At 52.3% G+C, this 15,960-nt stretch carries 15 protein-coding genes; 10 read left to right on the top strand and 5 right to left on the bottom strand.

Annotation, left to right across the window (positions count from 1 at the left end):
- Positions 1-10: 10 nt before the first annotated feature.
- The 4 genes from SYN_RS16740 to SYN_RS04335 all read right to left on the bottom strand — a co-directional run bounded on the left by SYN_RS16740 (position 11) and on the right by SYN_RS04335 (position 1,703).
- Positions 11-133, bottom strand: coding sequence for a hypothetical protein (locus SYN_RS16740; protein ID WP_258165156.1), 123 nt, complete (start codon positions 131-133; stop codon positions 11-13).
- A gap of 16 nt (positions 134-149) precedes the next feature.
- Positions 150-413, bottom strand: coding sequence for a hypothetical protein (locus SYN_RS04345; protein ID WP_011416826.1), 264 nt, complete (start codon positions 411-413; stop codon positions 150-152).
- A 91-nt stretch (positions 414-504) separates the two neighbouring features.
- Positions 505-687 carry a hypothetical protein gene (locus SYN_RS04340; protein WP_011416825.1) on the bottom strand — a complete coding sequence of 61 codons (183 nt, stop codon included), beginning with the start codon at positions 685-687 and terminating at the stop codon, positions 505-507.
- Between the two features lie 35 nt (positions 688-722).
- Positions 723-1,703, bottom strand: coding sequence for an ARPP-1 family domain-containing protein (locus tag SYN_RS04335; RefSeq protein ID WP_041584706.1), 981 nt, complete (start codon positions 1,701-1,703; stop codon positions 723-725).
- A 111-nt stretch (positions 1,704-1,814) separates the two neighbouring features.
- Between SYN_RS04335 and SYN_RS04330 the strand changes: the two genes are divergently transcribed.
- Together SYN_RS04330 and SYN_RS04325 are read left to right on the top strand one after the other, a co-directional pair.
- Positions 1,815-2,780, top strand: a complete 966-nt coding sequence (locus SYN_RS04330; RefSeq protein WP_011416823.1) for a helix-turn-helix transcriptional regulator — start codon at positions 1,815-1,817, stop codon at positions 2,778-2,780.
- A 372-nt stretch (positions 2,781-3,152) separates the two neighbouring features.
- Entirely contained in the window at positions 3,153-4,355 is a 1,203-nt protein-coding gene (locus SYN_RS04325) for an IS110 family transposase (RefSeq protein ID WP_041584705.1), read from the top strand.
- A 185-nt stretch (positions 4,356-4,540) separates the two neighbouring features.
- On the opposite strand, the gene SYN_RS16010 is transcribed toward SYN_RS04325, so the two are convergent.
- Entirely contained in the window at positions 4,541-4,819 is a 279-nt protein-coding gene (locus tag SYN_RS16010) for a hypothetical protein (protein WP_011416821.1), read from the bottom strand.
- Between the two features lie 404 nt (positions 4,820-5,223).
- On the opposite strand from SYN_RS16010, the gene SYN_RS16005 reads away from it, so the two are divergent.
- The 8 genes from SYN_RS16005 to SYN_RS04280 are packed head-to-tail and all read left to right on the top strand — an operon-like array spanning position 5,224 to position 15,897.
- Positions 5,224-5,592, top strand: coding sequence for a hypothetical protein (locus SYN_RS16005; protein ID WP_148202480.1), 369 nt, complete (start codon positions 5,224-5,226; stop codon positions 5,590-5,592).
- Positions 5,593-5,598: 6 nt separating this feature from the next.
- Positions 5,599-6,159 carry a BREX protein BrxB domain-containing protein gene (locus SYN_RS04310; RefSeq protein ID WP_011416819.1) on the top strand — a complete coding sequence of 187 codons (561 nt, stop codon included), beginning with the start codon at positions 5,599-5,601 and terminating at the stop codon, positions 6,157-6,159.
- A complete protein-coding gene (gene brxC / locus SYN_RS04305) occupies positions 6,159-9,656 on the top strand; it encodes a BREX system P-loop protein BrxC (RefSeq protein WP_011416818.1) in 3,498 nt (1,165 codons plus the stop codon). The genes SYN_RS04310 and brxC overlap by 1 nt, the downstream gene beginning before the upstream one ends.
- Positions 9,657-9,677: 21 nt before the next feature.
- Positions 9,678-10,169 (top strand): toll/interleukin-1 receptor domain-containing protein, encoded by a 492-nt coding sequence (locus tag SYN_RS04300; RefSeq protein ID WP_011416817.1) that lies wholly within the window; start codon positions 9,678-9,680, stop codon positions 10,167-10,169.
- Between the two features lie 11 nt (positions 10,170-10,180).
- Entirely contained in the window at positions 10,181-10,738 is a 558-nt protein-coding gene (locus tag SYN_RS04295; protein WP_011416816.1) for a TIR domain-containing protein, read from the top strand.
- Positions 10,735-11,448, top strand: coding sequence for a hypothetical protein (locus SYN_RS15110; protein ID WP_011416815.1), 714 nt, complete (start codon positions 10,735-10,737; stop codon positions 11,446-11,448). Before SYN_RS04295 ends, SYN_RS15110 begins: the two co-directional genes overlap by 4 nt.
- The gene (locus SYN_RS04285) at positions 11,448-14,954 is read left to right on the top strand and encodes an Eco57I restriction-modification methylase domain-containing protein (RefSeq protein ID WP_011416814.1); all 3,507 of its coding nucleotides are present in this window, start codon (positions 11,448-11,450) and stop codon (positions 14,952-14,954) included. Before SYN_RS15110 ends, SYN_RS04285 begins: the two co-directional genes overlap by 1 nt.
- Positions 14,917-15,897 (top strand): DUF932 domain-containing protein, encoded by a 981-nt coding sequence (locus SYN_RS04280; RefSeq protein ID WP_041584703.1) that lies wholly within the window; start codon positions 14,917-14,919, stop codon positions 15,895-15,897. The genes SYN_RS04285 and SYN_RS04280 overlap by 38 nt, the downstream gene beginning before the upstream one ends.
- Positions 15,898-15,960: the final 63 nt, after the last annotated feature.

The following is a 15,960-nucleotide window of genomic DNA, read 5'->3' as shown; positions in this document are numbered from 1 at the left end:
CCATTCTGCTTTATTCCCCTTTCTCCCATGAAAGAACCATGGCAATTTGAGAGGCCATCTCCGGAAATAGCCAGTGTGCTTTGGGATCGCAGCAATGACCCATAACGATCCAGTAATTCCAATTTTCCATCATTAATTTTTCCTGCATTTCATTTGATGTCATCATTTGTTTCTCTCTCATAAACAATGTCATTCTTCTGATCGGGATGTCTTTTCGAATGATCAAATTCACCCATGAATATGTCATCCGGTACAGGTCCATCAGGAAACGCCGCACACCATCCATCGGGTCCTATGTTCTCCTGGAGATGCTTGCAATGATCAAAGCATTTACATCCACTGAAATCGTAAAGATCCACGATCATATTGGATGCCGCCCTCCTGAAGGCTTCTTTAATATCCTTTTTTTTCATAATAACGCCTCCTTATTTGTCTTCCCTTAAAGAGACATGACGGTCTGCCAAACTTTTTGCAGTTCCGTATTGTGCACATAGCGCATGACGCCTATTCCCCGAATCCCAGGAGAAACAGAATTCCGAGTCTCTCCCGGCATTCGGGGCAAATGTTTTTGGCGTTTCGGGTATCTTCTATGCTTTCGAGAAAAATGCGCCCAAGTTCGTCCGCTGGACTGATCGGATCATCTTCCTCAAAATATTCCCGATAGCACTGGTCACAAATCTTTTTCATGCCGACACCACACTATTTCATTCACGCCCATAGGCTCACTGCCGGAAATTCCTGCGTCGGGATGTCCCTGCCATAAAGCCCGACTTTTCCGCCTGCGTCGTCCTGAAGAAGGCCATGTGGATGACTGCATCTTCGTGGACCAGAGCAGAGCCGACCAGTTTCTTCCCCTCGTAACGGAAGTCACGGCCATATCCCACGGAATCGTAAGTCTGCTCGCCAGCCGTTATTATCTCATCCAGGAATGCCTTTGCCTTGTCCAAGCCGGGCGCCTTGCCTTTCGCCGGCCTTTCCAGAATGGCATCCATGATATAGCTCTTGATGAGCTTGGAATAGAGGACCTTGAAGGTATCAGCCTGAGAAACCATATCGAGACCCGCCACATCCCCATTGACGATGACGATGAGCCCCTTCTGGTCCGGAACCATTGTGAAGTATTCAAGATAGGCATCCAGATCGTTCTCTCGGGCCTCATGAATATCCTTCATGGCATGGGTCGGCGATGAAACCCTGGCTTTTTCCGACTGTGCCTGTATTTCTTCCCAGACAGCACCCTGATCCGATTGAAACCCGCGGCAAAATTTCAGTGATTCCATAACCGACCTGTTTTTCACCCGCCGCAGTTTGGCCGACATGATATGGCCCGACTCTTCGAAATGGGCAGACCGGTAAGACCATCGTCCCTGCTCGGTGCAGCTCACGGGAATGACGGTTTCGGACTGCTCCTTGAGCAGGATGGTTGTGTTCAGGACCCGGTTCTGTTTGGCCCCGCTCAACTCTTCCCCATCAATGATCAGGACAGGTTTTTCTGCACGGTTTTGGACTTTCAATTCCGGAACGTGCCCGCCTTCGGTAAGTTCCGAAATGGTGAGGAGATCGCTCGCCAGCGCCTCCTTCAGTGTGAAATACTCCGGCCCGATGCCATTGGTCATCATCAAAGGAATGACGGCTACATGATCGTGGACCTGCATGTCGCCGAAGGATATCTTTTCCATGTACTCTTTCATAATTGTGTTCATTCTCTCTCTCCTTCCCTCTTTTTGATTGACATTATAATCCCCGTTACCGCATGATTCTATGGTCATACGACAAGGGTGAGTCGCACGATTTTTCCTATTGAAGGTGAAAAAATGACGGAAAAGGCTGATGGAAAAGCGCGCATTGTTCGGCTGGGTCAGATCCTCCGAATCTTCATGGAAAAAGAGAAGGTCTCCAGCACCTGGCTTAGCCGACAATTTCAGACCACCCCACGCACGATCCAGCGGGACCTGCTGCTTCTGAAAAAGTCCGGCTTCCCCCTCCATGAAATCCGGAAAGGAATCTATCAACTTCACAAGGATCTGGTCAGGAACCTGGAGGTCTTCGACGACACGGAGCTGGCCCTGGTCGTGGCCCTGAAGAACATCGTGGGGCAGTTAGGCAGGCCTTTTCAGACAGCGGCGGGCAACATCCTGGATCATCTGTATGATTGCGTGAAGTCCATGCCGGTTTTTGTCAAGATCGACGATGCCGTCCCCCTGGACAGCGCCCTTCTGAACCGGATACTCCAGGCCATCCTGAAGAAAAGAACCGTCAGCTTTCAGTATGCCGCTCCCCATGGCTCTCATGCCGTGAACCTCGAGCCTTACCGGGTGGTCTACTTCAGCGGCTTCTGGTATCTCATCGGCAACGAACCCTCCACCGGCATTCTCAAGCGATATGCCCTCGACAAGATAGAGAATTTCAAATCGTCCAGACAGTGCTTCACGGCGATCCCGAGCGACCTTGATGATGTCCTCCGACAGAGTGCGAATATCTGGTTTACGGAGGACGCGAATATCGAGATTACCGTGCACATCGATGCCCGGGTCAGCGATTATTTCAAACGCCGCAAAATGTATCCGACACAGGAAATCAAAGAAGAAAGGCCGGACGGGTCCCTGGTTGTGACGTTCCGTGTGGGTAACTATGAGGCCATCCGCGATATCCTCAAGTCCTGGATTCCCCATTTCGTGATTCTGGAGCCGGAGGATTTTCGGGTGTCGATGCTGAACGATATAAAGGGGTGGGTGGAGAAGCAGGAACAGCAATCCTGCCTCGATAATATCTCTTTCTGAACTGTCGGATAGAAATCTCGAATTACAGTCATAGAAGAAATTAGAGTCGCGTAGAACAGGGCATCGCGGAATCGCCTGCGATGCCCTGTTTATGACCGGTTATGCCATATTTACTATATTTAACCTTTGTAATATCCTCCTACCATGAATTCTTATAGAATATTATTTAATTGACTACAGGGATGGCAATAATATTCATGGGAAGGCAGGAGGACTCATTACTTCCTGGGCGACAGAGCCCTCATTTCAGTATGTCCCAAGCCTCTATGAATCATAATAGGTTGGTTGGATCATAGAATCCTTGTCACGCTGGAGGATTGGTTTAGAGGCTAAATTTCCTGCTTTATCTTTCTTTTGTCGGGAGGTGATGTGATGCCCGGATTAAAGGGTAGCGTTGATGCTTTTTTCGGTATCGATATTTCAAAAGATAAATTTGATGTCTACGGGATTGGAAGGGACGAGAAAAAGCTATTTCAGTTTTCAGCGGCCATGGACCGGAATGGTTTTGAGAAGCTGAAGGAACATCTGGTGGTTGTTTCGGTCTCATCCGTTTTAATCGGGATGGAGTCCACGGCTTCCTATCATGTCAATCTTTTCTCTTATCTGGTTTCTGAGGGATACCAGGTCGTTATCATCAATCCTTTGCTGATTTCCAATTATGTCAAGATGCAGCTCAGGAAGACCAAAACCGACAAGAAGGATGCTGTGGTCATTGCCCAGTTTCTTCTTGCGAATGGGAACACTCTGATCCAACGGGTCGATTCATCTTTGATTTCCGATCTTCGTGATCTCTCGCGTCAGCGGGAAGGTTTGATTGACGAGATGACCGCATTGAAGATCAATATCAAGAGGCTCCTGAATATCACTTTTCCGGAGCTGGAGCATATGACTTCCGTCTTTACGAAGTCCATACTGAAGCTTGTACAGAAATACCCTTCTGCCATTGCTCTTGGAAATGCAAACCTTGGTCAATTATCTCAGATGCTGATCGCAGATTCCTATGGGCATAAAAGAGAGGCGTTTGCTGTGAAGCTGATCAAGGCCGCACATTCGTCGGTCGGTACCAAAAGTTCAGCCAAGGAAATCATTCTCAAGCAAAACGTGACTCTGCTCCTTCACCTTGAAGAGGCACTGGAGGAGATAACCGGCATATTGATTGAGATGAGTCGAAAGCAGATGGAAGACGATATCAACATTCTTACTTCCATAAAAGGTATCGGGGACAAAAGCGCTGTAAATTTTCTCATTGAGATGGGTGGCGATGTTAATCATTACGAATATTCTGGGAAAATCATTGCCATGGCAGGATTGGACCCGGCTGTTTACCAGTCAGGTCAACATGAAGGTAAAGGCAGGATCACGAAACGTGGAAATCGTCATCTGAGGAGAATCATATGGATGATGACAACCAAAGTGATTCAATATAACGATATTTTTAAGGCTTATTACCTTAAACGAAGGACTGAAGGCTTGCCCTATAAAATGGCGGTATTGGCCACTGCACATAAATTGATTCGTATCGCCTATGCCATGCTGACACGACGGACAACTTTTTGCCCACAGATGAATTCTTGATAGTTGACTGAAAATAATGGTATTTAGCGGCGCGAATATCATCACGTTATCGTTTTCGCCTACTGACACTGCGACTGGGAAGCTGGTATTCGAAACATCATACGACTCCCCTTTGTCGCCTGGGCCTTGAACTTGTGATTTTCCGCCCTTAAGATCGACGGATCGATCATAATAAAAAGAAAGCATTACGTCCCATGCGCATCGATCTCTTTGAAGCCTTCGGTTTGGATCCGAACATTATCACCATCCTGAAAGGGAAATACGGTGAGCTGCCCCTGGCCATTCAGGAGCGCGCCTTCAGGGAATATCAAATTCTCAATAGCGGCAACTTTCTTATCTCCGCCGTCCAATTCTTCAGATTCATTACCAAATGAAAATTTAAAAATTACGCCGGCAAATTTGCCGGCAATATGATAATTAAGATTACATGAAAACAATTCAACCCATAGATTGGCTACAGCCAAAAACAGAAGCAGAAGAAATACGATTTCGCTCTACGGGTTTTCGATGGGGCAATAAGGGCACTCATACAAGCCGCACAATCATGCTCGATGAGCTTCGAGCGTTATTGAACTATTCGCGGCCAGATGCAACGCGTGATGATTATGTATCAGTCATTATTGAGGATAATTGCCTCGGCAAACGCACAGCCTCAACCCGGAAATTGTCCTTACAACGTCTCTCTGAGTTGTATGCACTTGATCCAAAGGTACTGTTGTTCCAGCTTATGCGTTACTTTTGGTATGCAGATCGTTCTGGACAGGCGATCCTTCCTTTGTTGCTTGCCCTTGCTCGAGACCCATTGCTCCGGGCAACTGCTGCCAGTGTATTATGTATGCATCCTGGCGAAGAGTTCGCGCGGCAGCCGATGACGGACGCACTGAACCAGGCAGCGGGCGGCCGTTTTAATGAGGGGACGCTCAATAAAATTGTACGTAATGCCGCTTCCTCGTGGACGCAAACCGGACATCTGAAGGGGAGAAGCCATAAGGTTCGCCAGAGCATTGCTCCAACGGCAATCACCACTGCATATGCCCTTCTGCTCGGCTATCTTACGGGAACACGCGGAGCGAAACTCTTTGAGACGCCTTGGGCACAAGCGCTCGACACGCCGCCAAGTACACTCATGCACCTTGCCATGGATGCCCGGAGATTGGGCTTCCTGGACATGAGTCAATCGGGCGGCATTGTCGAGTTAGGATTCTCACGGCTTCTGCCCCTCGACGAAAGGCGATAAAGAAAAATGGGAAGAATCGAAGAACTGGCAACGCGATACCGTGGCCATATCGGTGCACCATGGCAGCGCAACCTCGCCGGTGACCAGAAGGCAATTTTCGTTGTGTATCCGAAAACAGATGAACGGAAGTTACGGGCGCGGCTGGAACTATTCGAGATGGCGACTACCTCGACTGGTCACGGCTGGCGCCTGCTGGACATAGGCGACACGTTCGCAGGGTGGATGGCGAACACTGACTATCGCGAGGCATACTTCGAAGACCCGGAAGCTTTGGCGATGAAGCTACGGAGCGACTTCGTTCAGGACGCCGCTGGCAGAATCCGTGAAATACTTACGGCCGAAGGGACTGACGAAGATACCGTGGTTGCTGTCCAAGGCGTCGGGTGCCTCTTCGGCTTCACCCGTGTTTCGCTGGTTCTCAAGGAAGTGGTCAAGGACATCCGGGGCAGACTGTTGGTGTTCTTCCCCGGTGAATACGAAGAAAACAAATACAGATTACTGGACGCAAGGGATGGCTGGAACTACCTGGCCGTACCTATCACGCTTCATAATGGGGTAAACGACTGATGAAAAACAGAGAACTCTTTCAACGCGATCCTGCCTTAGCTAAGCTCCTGAATGATGGCGTTGCTGCCGTGCGCGAGACAGCAAGCGCCAAGGAAATCGAGACGCTCCGTTATGAACTCACACATTTTGTGTGCGAGGGCCAGTACGAGGACGGTTTGATCCGCATACTTGAGTCCTACCTCGGCAACGTCAGTTCGACGACACAACCGGCGGCCTGGGTGAGCGGCTTCTATGGCAGCGGGAAATCCCACCTCTTGAAGATGTTCCGCCATTTGTGGGTGGATACGCTCTTCACTGATGGCGCAACCGCCCGCGGACTGGTGAGCCTCCCGCAGGAGGTGCAGGATCTTCTTCGTGAACTCGACACGTTGGGCAAGCGGAATGGCGGCTTGCATGCCGCGTCAGGAACGCTCCCTTCCGGCGGTGGCGAGAGCGTCCGACTGGCGGTCCTGAGCATCGTGCTGGTATCCAGGGGATTGCCTGAGGTGCTTCCCCAGGCGCAATTCTGCATGTGGCTCCAGAAGAATGGCATCATAGACCAGGTTAAGGCCGCAGTTGAATCTGCCGGCAAGGAATTTTACAGCGAACTCCATGATCTTTATGTCAGCCCTATCCTGGCCAAGGCCGTTCTCGATATCGACCCCGATTTCGCCGCTGACCTGAAGCAGGCGCGCGCGGCCCTGCGGGCGCAGTTTCCCGTGGTCGAAGACATCTCGACTAACGAATTCATACGGCTGGTCCGCGAGGTACTTTCCGTCGATGGACAAATCCCCTGCACCGTGATCGTGCTGGATGAAATCCAGCTTTTCATTGGCAACGATCCGGGCCGATCAACAGATGTACAGGAAGTTGCCGAAGCCCTTTGCAAGCAACTATACAGTCGAGTGTTACTGATTGGCGCGGGCCAAACCGCCCTGGCAGGGTCTGTCCCGTTGCTTCAACGACTCAACGGTCGGTTTACCATGCCGGTGGAACTCTCCGACGCCGATGTGGAAACAGTTACCCGTCGTGTCGTGTTGGCGAAGAAAGTGGACAAAAAGAAGGCCATTGAAGAAATGGTCAACGCCCATGCCGGTGAAATCAACCGCCAGCTCGCCGGCACGCGCATCGCCGCCTGTGCTGAAGACCGAGACATCATTGTCGATGATTACCCACTACTGCCAGTCCGTCGACGCTTCTGGGAACATGTGCTTCGCGCGGTGGACGTACCTGGTACGGCCAGTCAGCTTCGCACGCAACTTAAAATTGTTCACGAGGCCGTTCGGCAGTCAGCAGAGGAAAACCTGGGTACCGTGGTTCCCGCGGACTTCATCTATGAGCAGATCAGTCCCGACCTACGCAAGACTGGCATCCTGCTCCGTGAAATCGACGAGACGATCCGCAACCTTGACCACGGCTCTGATGATGGCCGGCTCGCCCAGCGGCTTTGTGGCCTGATCTTTTTGATCCGCAAGCTTCCGCTCGAAGCGGTGGCCGATATAGGCGTCCGCGCGACACCAGAGATGCTGGCAGACCTCATGGTGTCCAATCTGGCCAACGACGGGACGGAACTCCGCAAGAACATTCCGCGCATACTGAAACTCCTGACCGACCCGCCGCCGGAGTCCGAGCGGCCGACCTGGCTAAGGAAAGCCATGCAGGACAAGGGAGCGCTGCTTATTGAGATTGATGGCGAATACAGCCTCCAGACCCGCGAGAGCAGTGAATGGGATCGGGAGTTCCGCAACCGCCAGACAAGGCTGAACAGCGACCCGACTTCCCTGCCGATCAAGCGCGGCACGCTCATCAGCGCCGCTTGCGGTGAGGCTCTCAAGGGCATCAAGCTCGTACAGGGCAAGTACAAAGAACATCGGAAGCTGCTGGTCCACTTCGGCAGCGAAACGCCGCTGACCGGCAGGACCGAAATTCCCATATGGGTCCGCGATGGCTGGGGAGAGAAGGAAAGCACTGTCGTCAACGATGCTCGCGCCGCCGGCAGTGACAGCGCGATCGTCTACGTTTACATTCCCAAAGCCAGCGCTGATGATCTGCAAAAGGCCATCGTCGAATACGATGCAGCCAAGTCCACGCTGGAGTTCAAAGGTACGCCCACCTCTCCTGAAGGCTGCGAGGCCCGTGACGCCATGGCTACTCGCATGGCTGCGGCTGAAACTTCCCGCAACCAGATTTTACACGACTTGATTGACCGTGCGAAAGTCTTCCAGGGTGGGGGTGGCGAACGGTTCGAATTAAATCTCGTGGCCAAGGTCGAAGCCGCTGCACAGGCATCGCTCGACCGACTTTTCCCCAGCTTCAAGGATGCCGATGACGACCGCTGGACCAACGTCATCAGCCGCGCCAAGAACGGTGACGAGGCGGCCCTGTCGGCCGTGGACTGGACCGACGCTCCTGAAAAGCATCTGGTCTGTGCGGCAGTGCTCGCTGAGGTCGGTTCGGGTAAACGTGGAAAGGAAGTCCGTGATGCCTTCGGGGCCAGTCCCTATGGCTGGCCTCGTGATGCTGTGGATGCCGCGCTCATCGTCCTGCACGCCACCGGTCACATCCGCGCCACCCACAAGGGCATGACCCTCTCACAGGGTCAGCTTGATCAGGCAAAGATTCCCGTGACCGACTTCCGGGCGGAGACAGCCACGATCAACGCCAAAGAAAAGATCAAACTTCGCAAGCTGTTCCAGACGGCGGGCGTTGACTGCAAACCCAACGAAGAAACCGCCAAGGCCCCGGTATTTCTGGCTCGCCTGTCAGAACTGGCCGAGTGTGCCGGCGGCGATCCACCCATGCCAGTCCGGCCGGCGACGGTCCATCTGGATACCCTCCGCGGCTTCGGCGGTATCGAACAATTGGCCGGAATCCTCAAGCAGCACGATACGCTCGGGCAACAGGCTGGGGACTGGAGTAAGCTGGCTGACCTTGCCAACAAGCGCAAACCCGCCTGGGTTACTCTCTGCACGCTCCTCAAGCATGCCGAGGCCATCCCTGGAACCGAAGAAATCCGCAGGCAGGCCGACGCGGTGAAGTCCGAACGCCGGCTGCTCGACACCAGCGATCCCGTGCCGGAGATCCGCAAGGCGGCCGTTGATGCGCTCCGTACCACTGTCACCGGAGCCTATGCCGAGTATGAGAAAATTTACAACGAACAGATGGCCGCTTTGACTGGCAGCGACAACTGGAAAAAACTAAAGGCCGAACAGCAGAAACAAATCCTTGCCGATGAAGGTATTGATGGACTGCCACTGCTTTCCGTAGGCAATGAAGGAGACCTGATCCGGTCACTGGAGCAGACAGCGCTTCCATCATGGAAGACCAAGACTGATGCATTGCCCCAACAGTTCGCCCGCGCCGCCATGGCGGCGGCAAAACTGTTGGAGCCAAAGACTCAACGCGTCCACTTGACTAGCAGCACACTCACAACGGAACAGGAAGTAAAGGCTTGGTTGGCTGGTACAGAGAAGGACCTGCTGGCAAAGTTAACAAGCGGTCCCGTAGTTATTTCCTGAACTGTTCGAAAGGAGAAAATTATGCCCGTATTCATTTCGCATAGAACCGCAGACGATACGATAGCTAAGGAAGTCGCTTATCGCTTGCGCTATCGTCACGGCATCACAGTGTTCATTGACGACATCGACCAGGAAGTTCGGCAAGCGCAAGGAACAGCGGCAATAACGGCTCTGCTTGTGCAACGGATTAATACATGTACCAACTTGCTTGCTATCGTCTCTCAGAATACACAAGGCTCGTGGTGGGTGCCGTTTGAGATTGGCGTTGCCAGGCAGTCTCCGCGGGCAATTACCACAATGACTAATCTAGTTGATGCGTCCCTCCCGGAGTACCTGCTTGAATGGCCACGGCTCCGGGGAGAGGCGGCAGTAGATACCTTTGCTCGACTCTACAAGGAACAGAATAGAGTTTTGACTGAACAGGTATTGGAGAAGCGAGCATCGGCCCCAATGCAGGCGAGCTACGTTGACCGGTTCCAAGCAAGCCTGAAGAACGCTCTTGGTCAGCGATAAGGAGAGATGCGATGAATAGTTTTGGTGACTACGGATTCGGTCAACACCCTCTTGGCATTCGCCCCCTAATGGCGGTGAAACACAGAGTATTTGTAAGCTACCACCATAATGGCGACCAAGCGTATTATGACAAGTTCACGAAGCTTTTCGCAAATGGCTATGAAATAATTACTGATACGTCAATTGAGCGTCAAATCGGCAGCGATAGCGTTACCTATCAACAGCAGGTTATACGTGAGCAGCACATCACCGGCAGTTCAATCACTATTGTCTTGTGTGGGGCTGAAACTTGGAAACGTCGATGGATCGATTGGGAAATTCACATGACACTTAACAAGGAGCATGCTCTCCTTGGGATTGCTCTGCCCACGGCGACAAGAAATTCAGCCGGGCAGATCATTGTGCCCGATCGCCTTCATGCCAATATTATAAGCGGGTTCGCTCACTGGATTGAGTGGACGGAAGACCCTCTAACGTTACGGACAGCGATTGACGCGTCAAAAGATAAAGCTCGGCAGACTCGCAACATCTCCAATTCTGCACCACGAATGGAGAGGAGTCGCCCATGACTTATTTGATTTTCCAAGCCACAATGTTATTGCCGACCGTTTCTGCGTCACCGATAGGACAGGCCGTAGGTCCTACCGACTTAAGTCTTTTGGACTGGAATGGATGGGGTATCGAGATGCGGGTCGGAGTGTTGTGGCTCTTGGTCGCGGTCATCGTCGGGATTGTCGTCTGGTGGCTTCTACCGTGGATTCGAAACAACTGGCTCAAAGGTTACCGAACAAAGGCTGTCAAACTTACCTTCAAGGGCGTTGAGTGGGACATCTGCCTCGACACCGAAACTAGGCGTGTTGCCCATCAAGCATGGGTCGAGATTAAGAGTCGCAAGGTCGGCCTGCCCTTTGAGGAAGGACTTGATGTTATTGTAGAGGTCTACAACTCTTGGTATCAGCTATTTGGTGTTCTGCGCGACCTCGCCAAGAGCATCCCAGCCGACAGGCTTCAAGACTGCGAGGACACGCGCAATCTCGTTGCCCTGTTGATGAGGGCACTCAATGAAGGGCTTCGGCCACACCTCACAAAGTGGCAGGCGAAGTTCAGGCGATGGTATGACTCTGCAGTTGCAAGTGATGACAACAAGGCCAAGTCACCTCAGGAAATTCAGCAGCTCTATCCTCTATACAATGAGTTGGTTGCAGACCTTCGCAAGGTCAGTGATGAGTTCGTCAGGTTCGCCGACTCACTAGAGAAGATTGTGAAGGATGGAAAATAATGGCAACTCTATCCAGTGAACTACGGAACAAATTGGAGCGCGTTGTTATTGAGGCGCGGGACGCTGCTGAGACTGCTGCTCGCGCGGCCCTCGAAACCCTGGCCGTTCATCACCACGAGCCGTATCCGCACATGAATCCGGTACAGCGTGAGTTACGCAATCATCTCCGTGCCCGGGCGCGACAACTCGGGGATCGCAAGCTTCACAAACCTGATAGAAGTGGGAAAGACCATGCTATCTACCATCTAACCGGCGATTGCGCCTATGAGCACTGGCATCGCATGCTCTTTGCCCGCTTCCTGGCTGAGAACAACCTCTTGATCGAACCGGAAGAGAACATGGCCATCAGTTTGGACGAGGCAGGGGAACTGGCTAGGGATGAAGGTGTGGACATGTGGGTCTTCGCCTCCCGGTGTGCACAGAAGATGCTACCGCAAATCTTCCGGCCAGATGATCCGCTCCTTCAAGTGTCGTTCGCCACTGAGCACATCCTCAAGCTGGAGAAACTCCTGGCGTCGTTGCCTTGGGAAGTTTTCACCGCCTCCGACGGGTTGGGGTGGGTCTACCAGTTCTGGCAGAGCAAGAAGAAAGGGGAGATTAATCGTTCCGAAGTGAAGATCGGGGCAGACGAAATCTCCGCGGTAACGCAGCTCTTTACCGAACCATATATGGTGGAATTTCTAATCCACAACACCCTGGGAGCCTGGTGGGCCGGCAAGAGGCTCAAAGCCGAAGGCGCCGCCAGCGCAGGGACAGAAGACGAACTCCGCGCCAAGCTTGCCTTGCCCGGGTTGACATGGGACTATCTGCGTTTTGTCCGTGGACAGGACGAAAACGGAGGTCCATGGCGACCTGCCGCCGGAACCTTTGAAGGCTGGCCGAAGGCCGCCAAGGATATCAAAGCCCTTGATCCCTGCTGCGGATCCGGACATTTCCTGGTTGCGTTGCTTCGCCACCTCGTACCGATCCGCATGGACGAAGAGGGTTTGTCTGCAAATAATGCCGTCGAGGCGGTGCTCCGTGACAACCTCCACGGGCTGGAGATCGATGAGCGCTGCTGTCAGATCGCCGCTTTCGCCCTAGCTCTGGCCGCCTGGACATATCCTGGCGGCGGCGGCTACCGACTACTGCCACCACTCCACATTGCCTGTACTGGAATCAGACAGCAAGCAACGGAAGAACAATGGGTGAAACTGGCCGAGCAATCGGGCATGCCCACTCAAGCCACTGAAGACGATCGCATCAAGAATGGCTTACTGAATCTGCATCGCCTCTTCTCGCAGGCACCGATATTGGGGTCGCTCATTAATCCCAAGCAGCTCAAGGCAGACGTTTTTACTGCCGACTACGAGATGATCCAGCCTTATCTGGCAGCCGTTCTCAAAGCAGAGGAAGTCGACGACGAAACCCATGAACAAGCCGTCGCTGCCGCCGGCATGGCCAAAGCAGCCAACCTGTTGACCGGTAAATACACCCTTGTCATAACGAACGTTCCATATCGGCAAGCAGATGATCTCGATCGGACATTACTGGAATATGCGGAAAAAAACTACCCTGATGCGAAAACCGACCTTGCAACAGTATTCTACTGCAGGTTGAACGACATGCTTTCATTGACTGGATCATCTGCAGTCGTTCTGCCGCAAGGCTTCCTTTACAAGGATTACTATGCACGCCTTCGAAAGCGGCTCTTCCGCGAGCACAACTTTTACGTGATTGCACGACTAGGTGCGAGGGCCTTCCGCGGGATCAACGGAGAGGAAGTGAAAGTCTGTTTGGTTATTGCGGATAAACTGAATTCAACGAAAAAGATCGTCATCAGTCAATACCTCGTCACGTCTGGGGATGCCGATGAGAAGCAGCAAAATCTACAGGTAATTGCAGAGGTGCTTGTCGCTCAGGAGGATGCCCTGGTAAGCGCGAAGTACATCTTACGAGGCGAGCAGAAGGCGAAGGAAAGGCTGCTCGAAGAATATGCATGGTATTCCAATGGCATTCAAACTGGCGACTACCCAAGATTCGGCAAGTGCTTTTGGGAAGTACCCGCTTTTTTAACCCAGTGGTCTTTGCAATTATCTACCGTGCAGGAGTCAGTTACGTATGGTGGCCGAGAACAATGCCTTCTTTGGGAAAGTGGTTGCGGATCGTTGCACCAATTTATTCGAGAAAAAGTCGGGCCAAGCCGAGTTAAGTCATGGGTGCGAGGATTAAACTGCCGCGATCGACGTGGCGTTGCTATCAGTGCTATGGGTGAACTCAAGGCAACACTATATTCGGGTGAGATATTTGACGACAACACTGTCGTTATAATCCCAAAATCAGTTGATCATTTTGACGCGCTATGGGCGTTCTGTAGCGACGCATTATACGACAGGCTCGTTCGGAAAATTGATCAGTCGTCGAAAGTTCGCGGTGCACTTCTTCGCGTGCCATTCGACCTTGCCCACTGGCAGAAGATTGCAGCTGATAAGTTCCCCAACGGCTTGCCGGAACCCGAAAGCGACGACCCGACCCAATGGCTTTTCCACGGCTGGCCGGAAGAATCGACCGCTACACTCCAAGTTGCTGTGGCACGGCTAATGGGTTACCACTGGCCAGCTGAACTGGATTGCATGATGCGTCTCAGTGAACAGACTCGGGCGCTAGTCAAGCGGTGCAGGGAACTCTCCAAATTTGTGGACGAAGACGGTATTGTCTGTATTCCATCTGTTCATAGCGAGGAACCTGCAGCCATACGGTTGAATGCGCTGCTGGCTGAGACGAATATTGAGCAAGCAAAGATGCGCGAACTGACCGGTGGGATTGACCTCGACGACTGGCTCCGCAACAGCTTTTTCGAGCAGCACTGCAAACTGTTCCACGATCGGCCGTTCGTGTGGCACATCTGGGACGGGCGGAAGCGCGATGGTTTTCATGCCCTGGTCAACTATCACAAGCTATGTGAAGGCGACGGTAAGGGCCGGCGGCTGCTGGAGAGCCTCACGTACGCATACCTCGGTGAATGGATCACCCGGCAGAAGGACGGCGTGAAGCGCGGTGAAGAAGGTGCAGAAGACCGCCTGGCCGCGGCACTGGAACTTCAGAAGCGGTTGGAGGCGATTCTGGCTGGCGAGCCGCCCCTTGACATCTTTGTTCGCTGGAAACCGCTGCAAAAGCAACCCATCGGGTGGGAACCGGATATCAACGACGGCGTCAGACTGAATATCCGCCCGTTCCTGGCGTCTGACCTGCCCGGTTGCCGGACTGGTGCGGGAATCCTCCGGTACAAGCCCAATATTAAATGGACAAAGGATCGCGGCAAGGAGCCGCAGCGCCCAAAAGACGAATACCCATGGTTTTGGGGATGGGATGAAAAGACTGTCGACTTTTCAGGAGGTGAAACCTTCGACGGAAACCGTTGGAACGCCTGCCACTACACCAACAAGGTTAAGCAAATCGCTCGTGAGACTGCGAAAAAGGAGAAAAGTAATGCCAGCAAATGTTCAGACAATGGCCTATTATGGTGAGAAGCCTTGGCATGGCCTTGGAAAGGAAGTGCCGAAGGGAGTGACCGCTGAAGAGATGATCAGGGCTGCCGGGTTGAACTGGGAAGTGGAACTCCGACCTGCCAGAGGTGCACGGAAAATCAATCGTAAGGGAGAATTCTCTCGCTATGAAATCGTGCGCGTGCCCCGCCCAGGAACAAAAGAAACCGAGGTGCTGTTTGGTGTCGTCAGTCGGCGGTATCAGCCTCTTCAGAACATAGAGGCCTTCGGGTTCTTTGATCTCATAGTTGGAGAACGTAAGGCATATTTTGAGACAGCAGGTGCACTGGGTGAAGGGGAACGGATATGGGTAATGGCCAGGATGCCTGACGCAATGAAAATCGTCAGCGGAGATGAATGCTTCAAGTACCTGCTGTTGTCAAACACGCACTCGGGTGAAGGCTCGGTGATTGTAAAGTTCACAATGGTTCGCGTAGTTTGCCAGAACACTCTGATGTTGGCGATGGACGATGGACAAAAAGCTTATCGCGTGCGGCATAGCAGGCAAATGCAATTCAAGCTTAACGAACTCGCGGATTTCCTGTCAATCACCCAGGAGATTTTCCTCAAAGCCGAAGAGCAATTCAGAAAGATGGTCAAGATCCAGATGACAGGAACTCGACTGAATGACTATCTCGAAGCAGTTTATCCACGTACGGATAATCAAAAAAAGAAAGGCGAAACACCGGCTCGGTGGAAGCATGTGCACGAAGTCTTCGAGAATAGTGACGATCTTCAATTGCCAGGCGTTTGTGGCACTCTCTGGGGAGCATACAACGCCATCACAGGATTTGAAGACTACAAGGAACCACAGCAGGAAGAGCTGCCTGATCAGAGATTGGACCGAATATGGTTTGGTAGTGGCGCTGACATAAAAATGAAGGCTTTGTTTAAGGCTACCGAATTAGCCAATGCTTGGAACTGAAAGAAAAGTTAATCTGAGTGCAGGAAGAATTAACGCAAAAACTGCGGAGGATCGGATAGGAGA

This window comes from Syntrophus aciditrophicus SB (assembly GCF_000013405.1).
GTDB lineage: Bacteria > Desulfobacterota > Syntrophia > Syntrophales > Syntrophaceae > Syntrophus > Syntrophus aciditrophicus.
The sequence above is the reverse complement of the archived record's forward strand: the minus strand, read 5'-3'. Positions and strand labels throughout refer to the sequence as shown.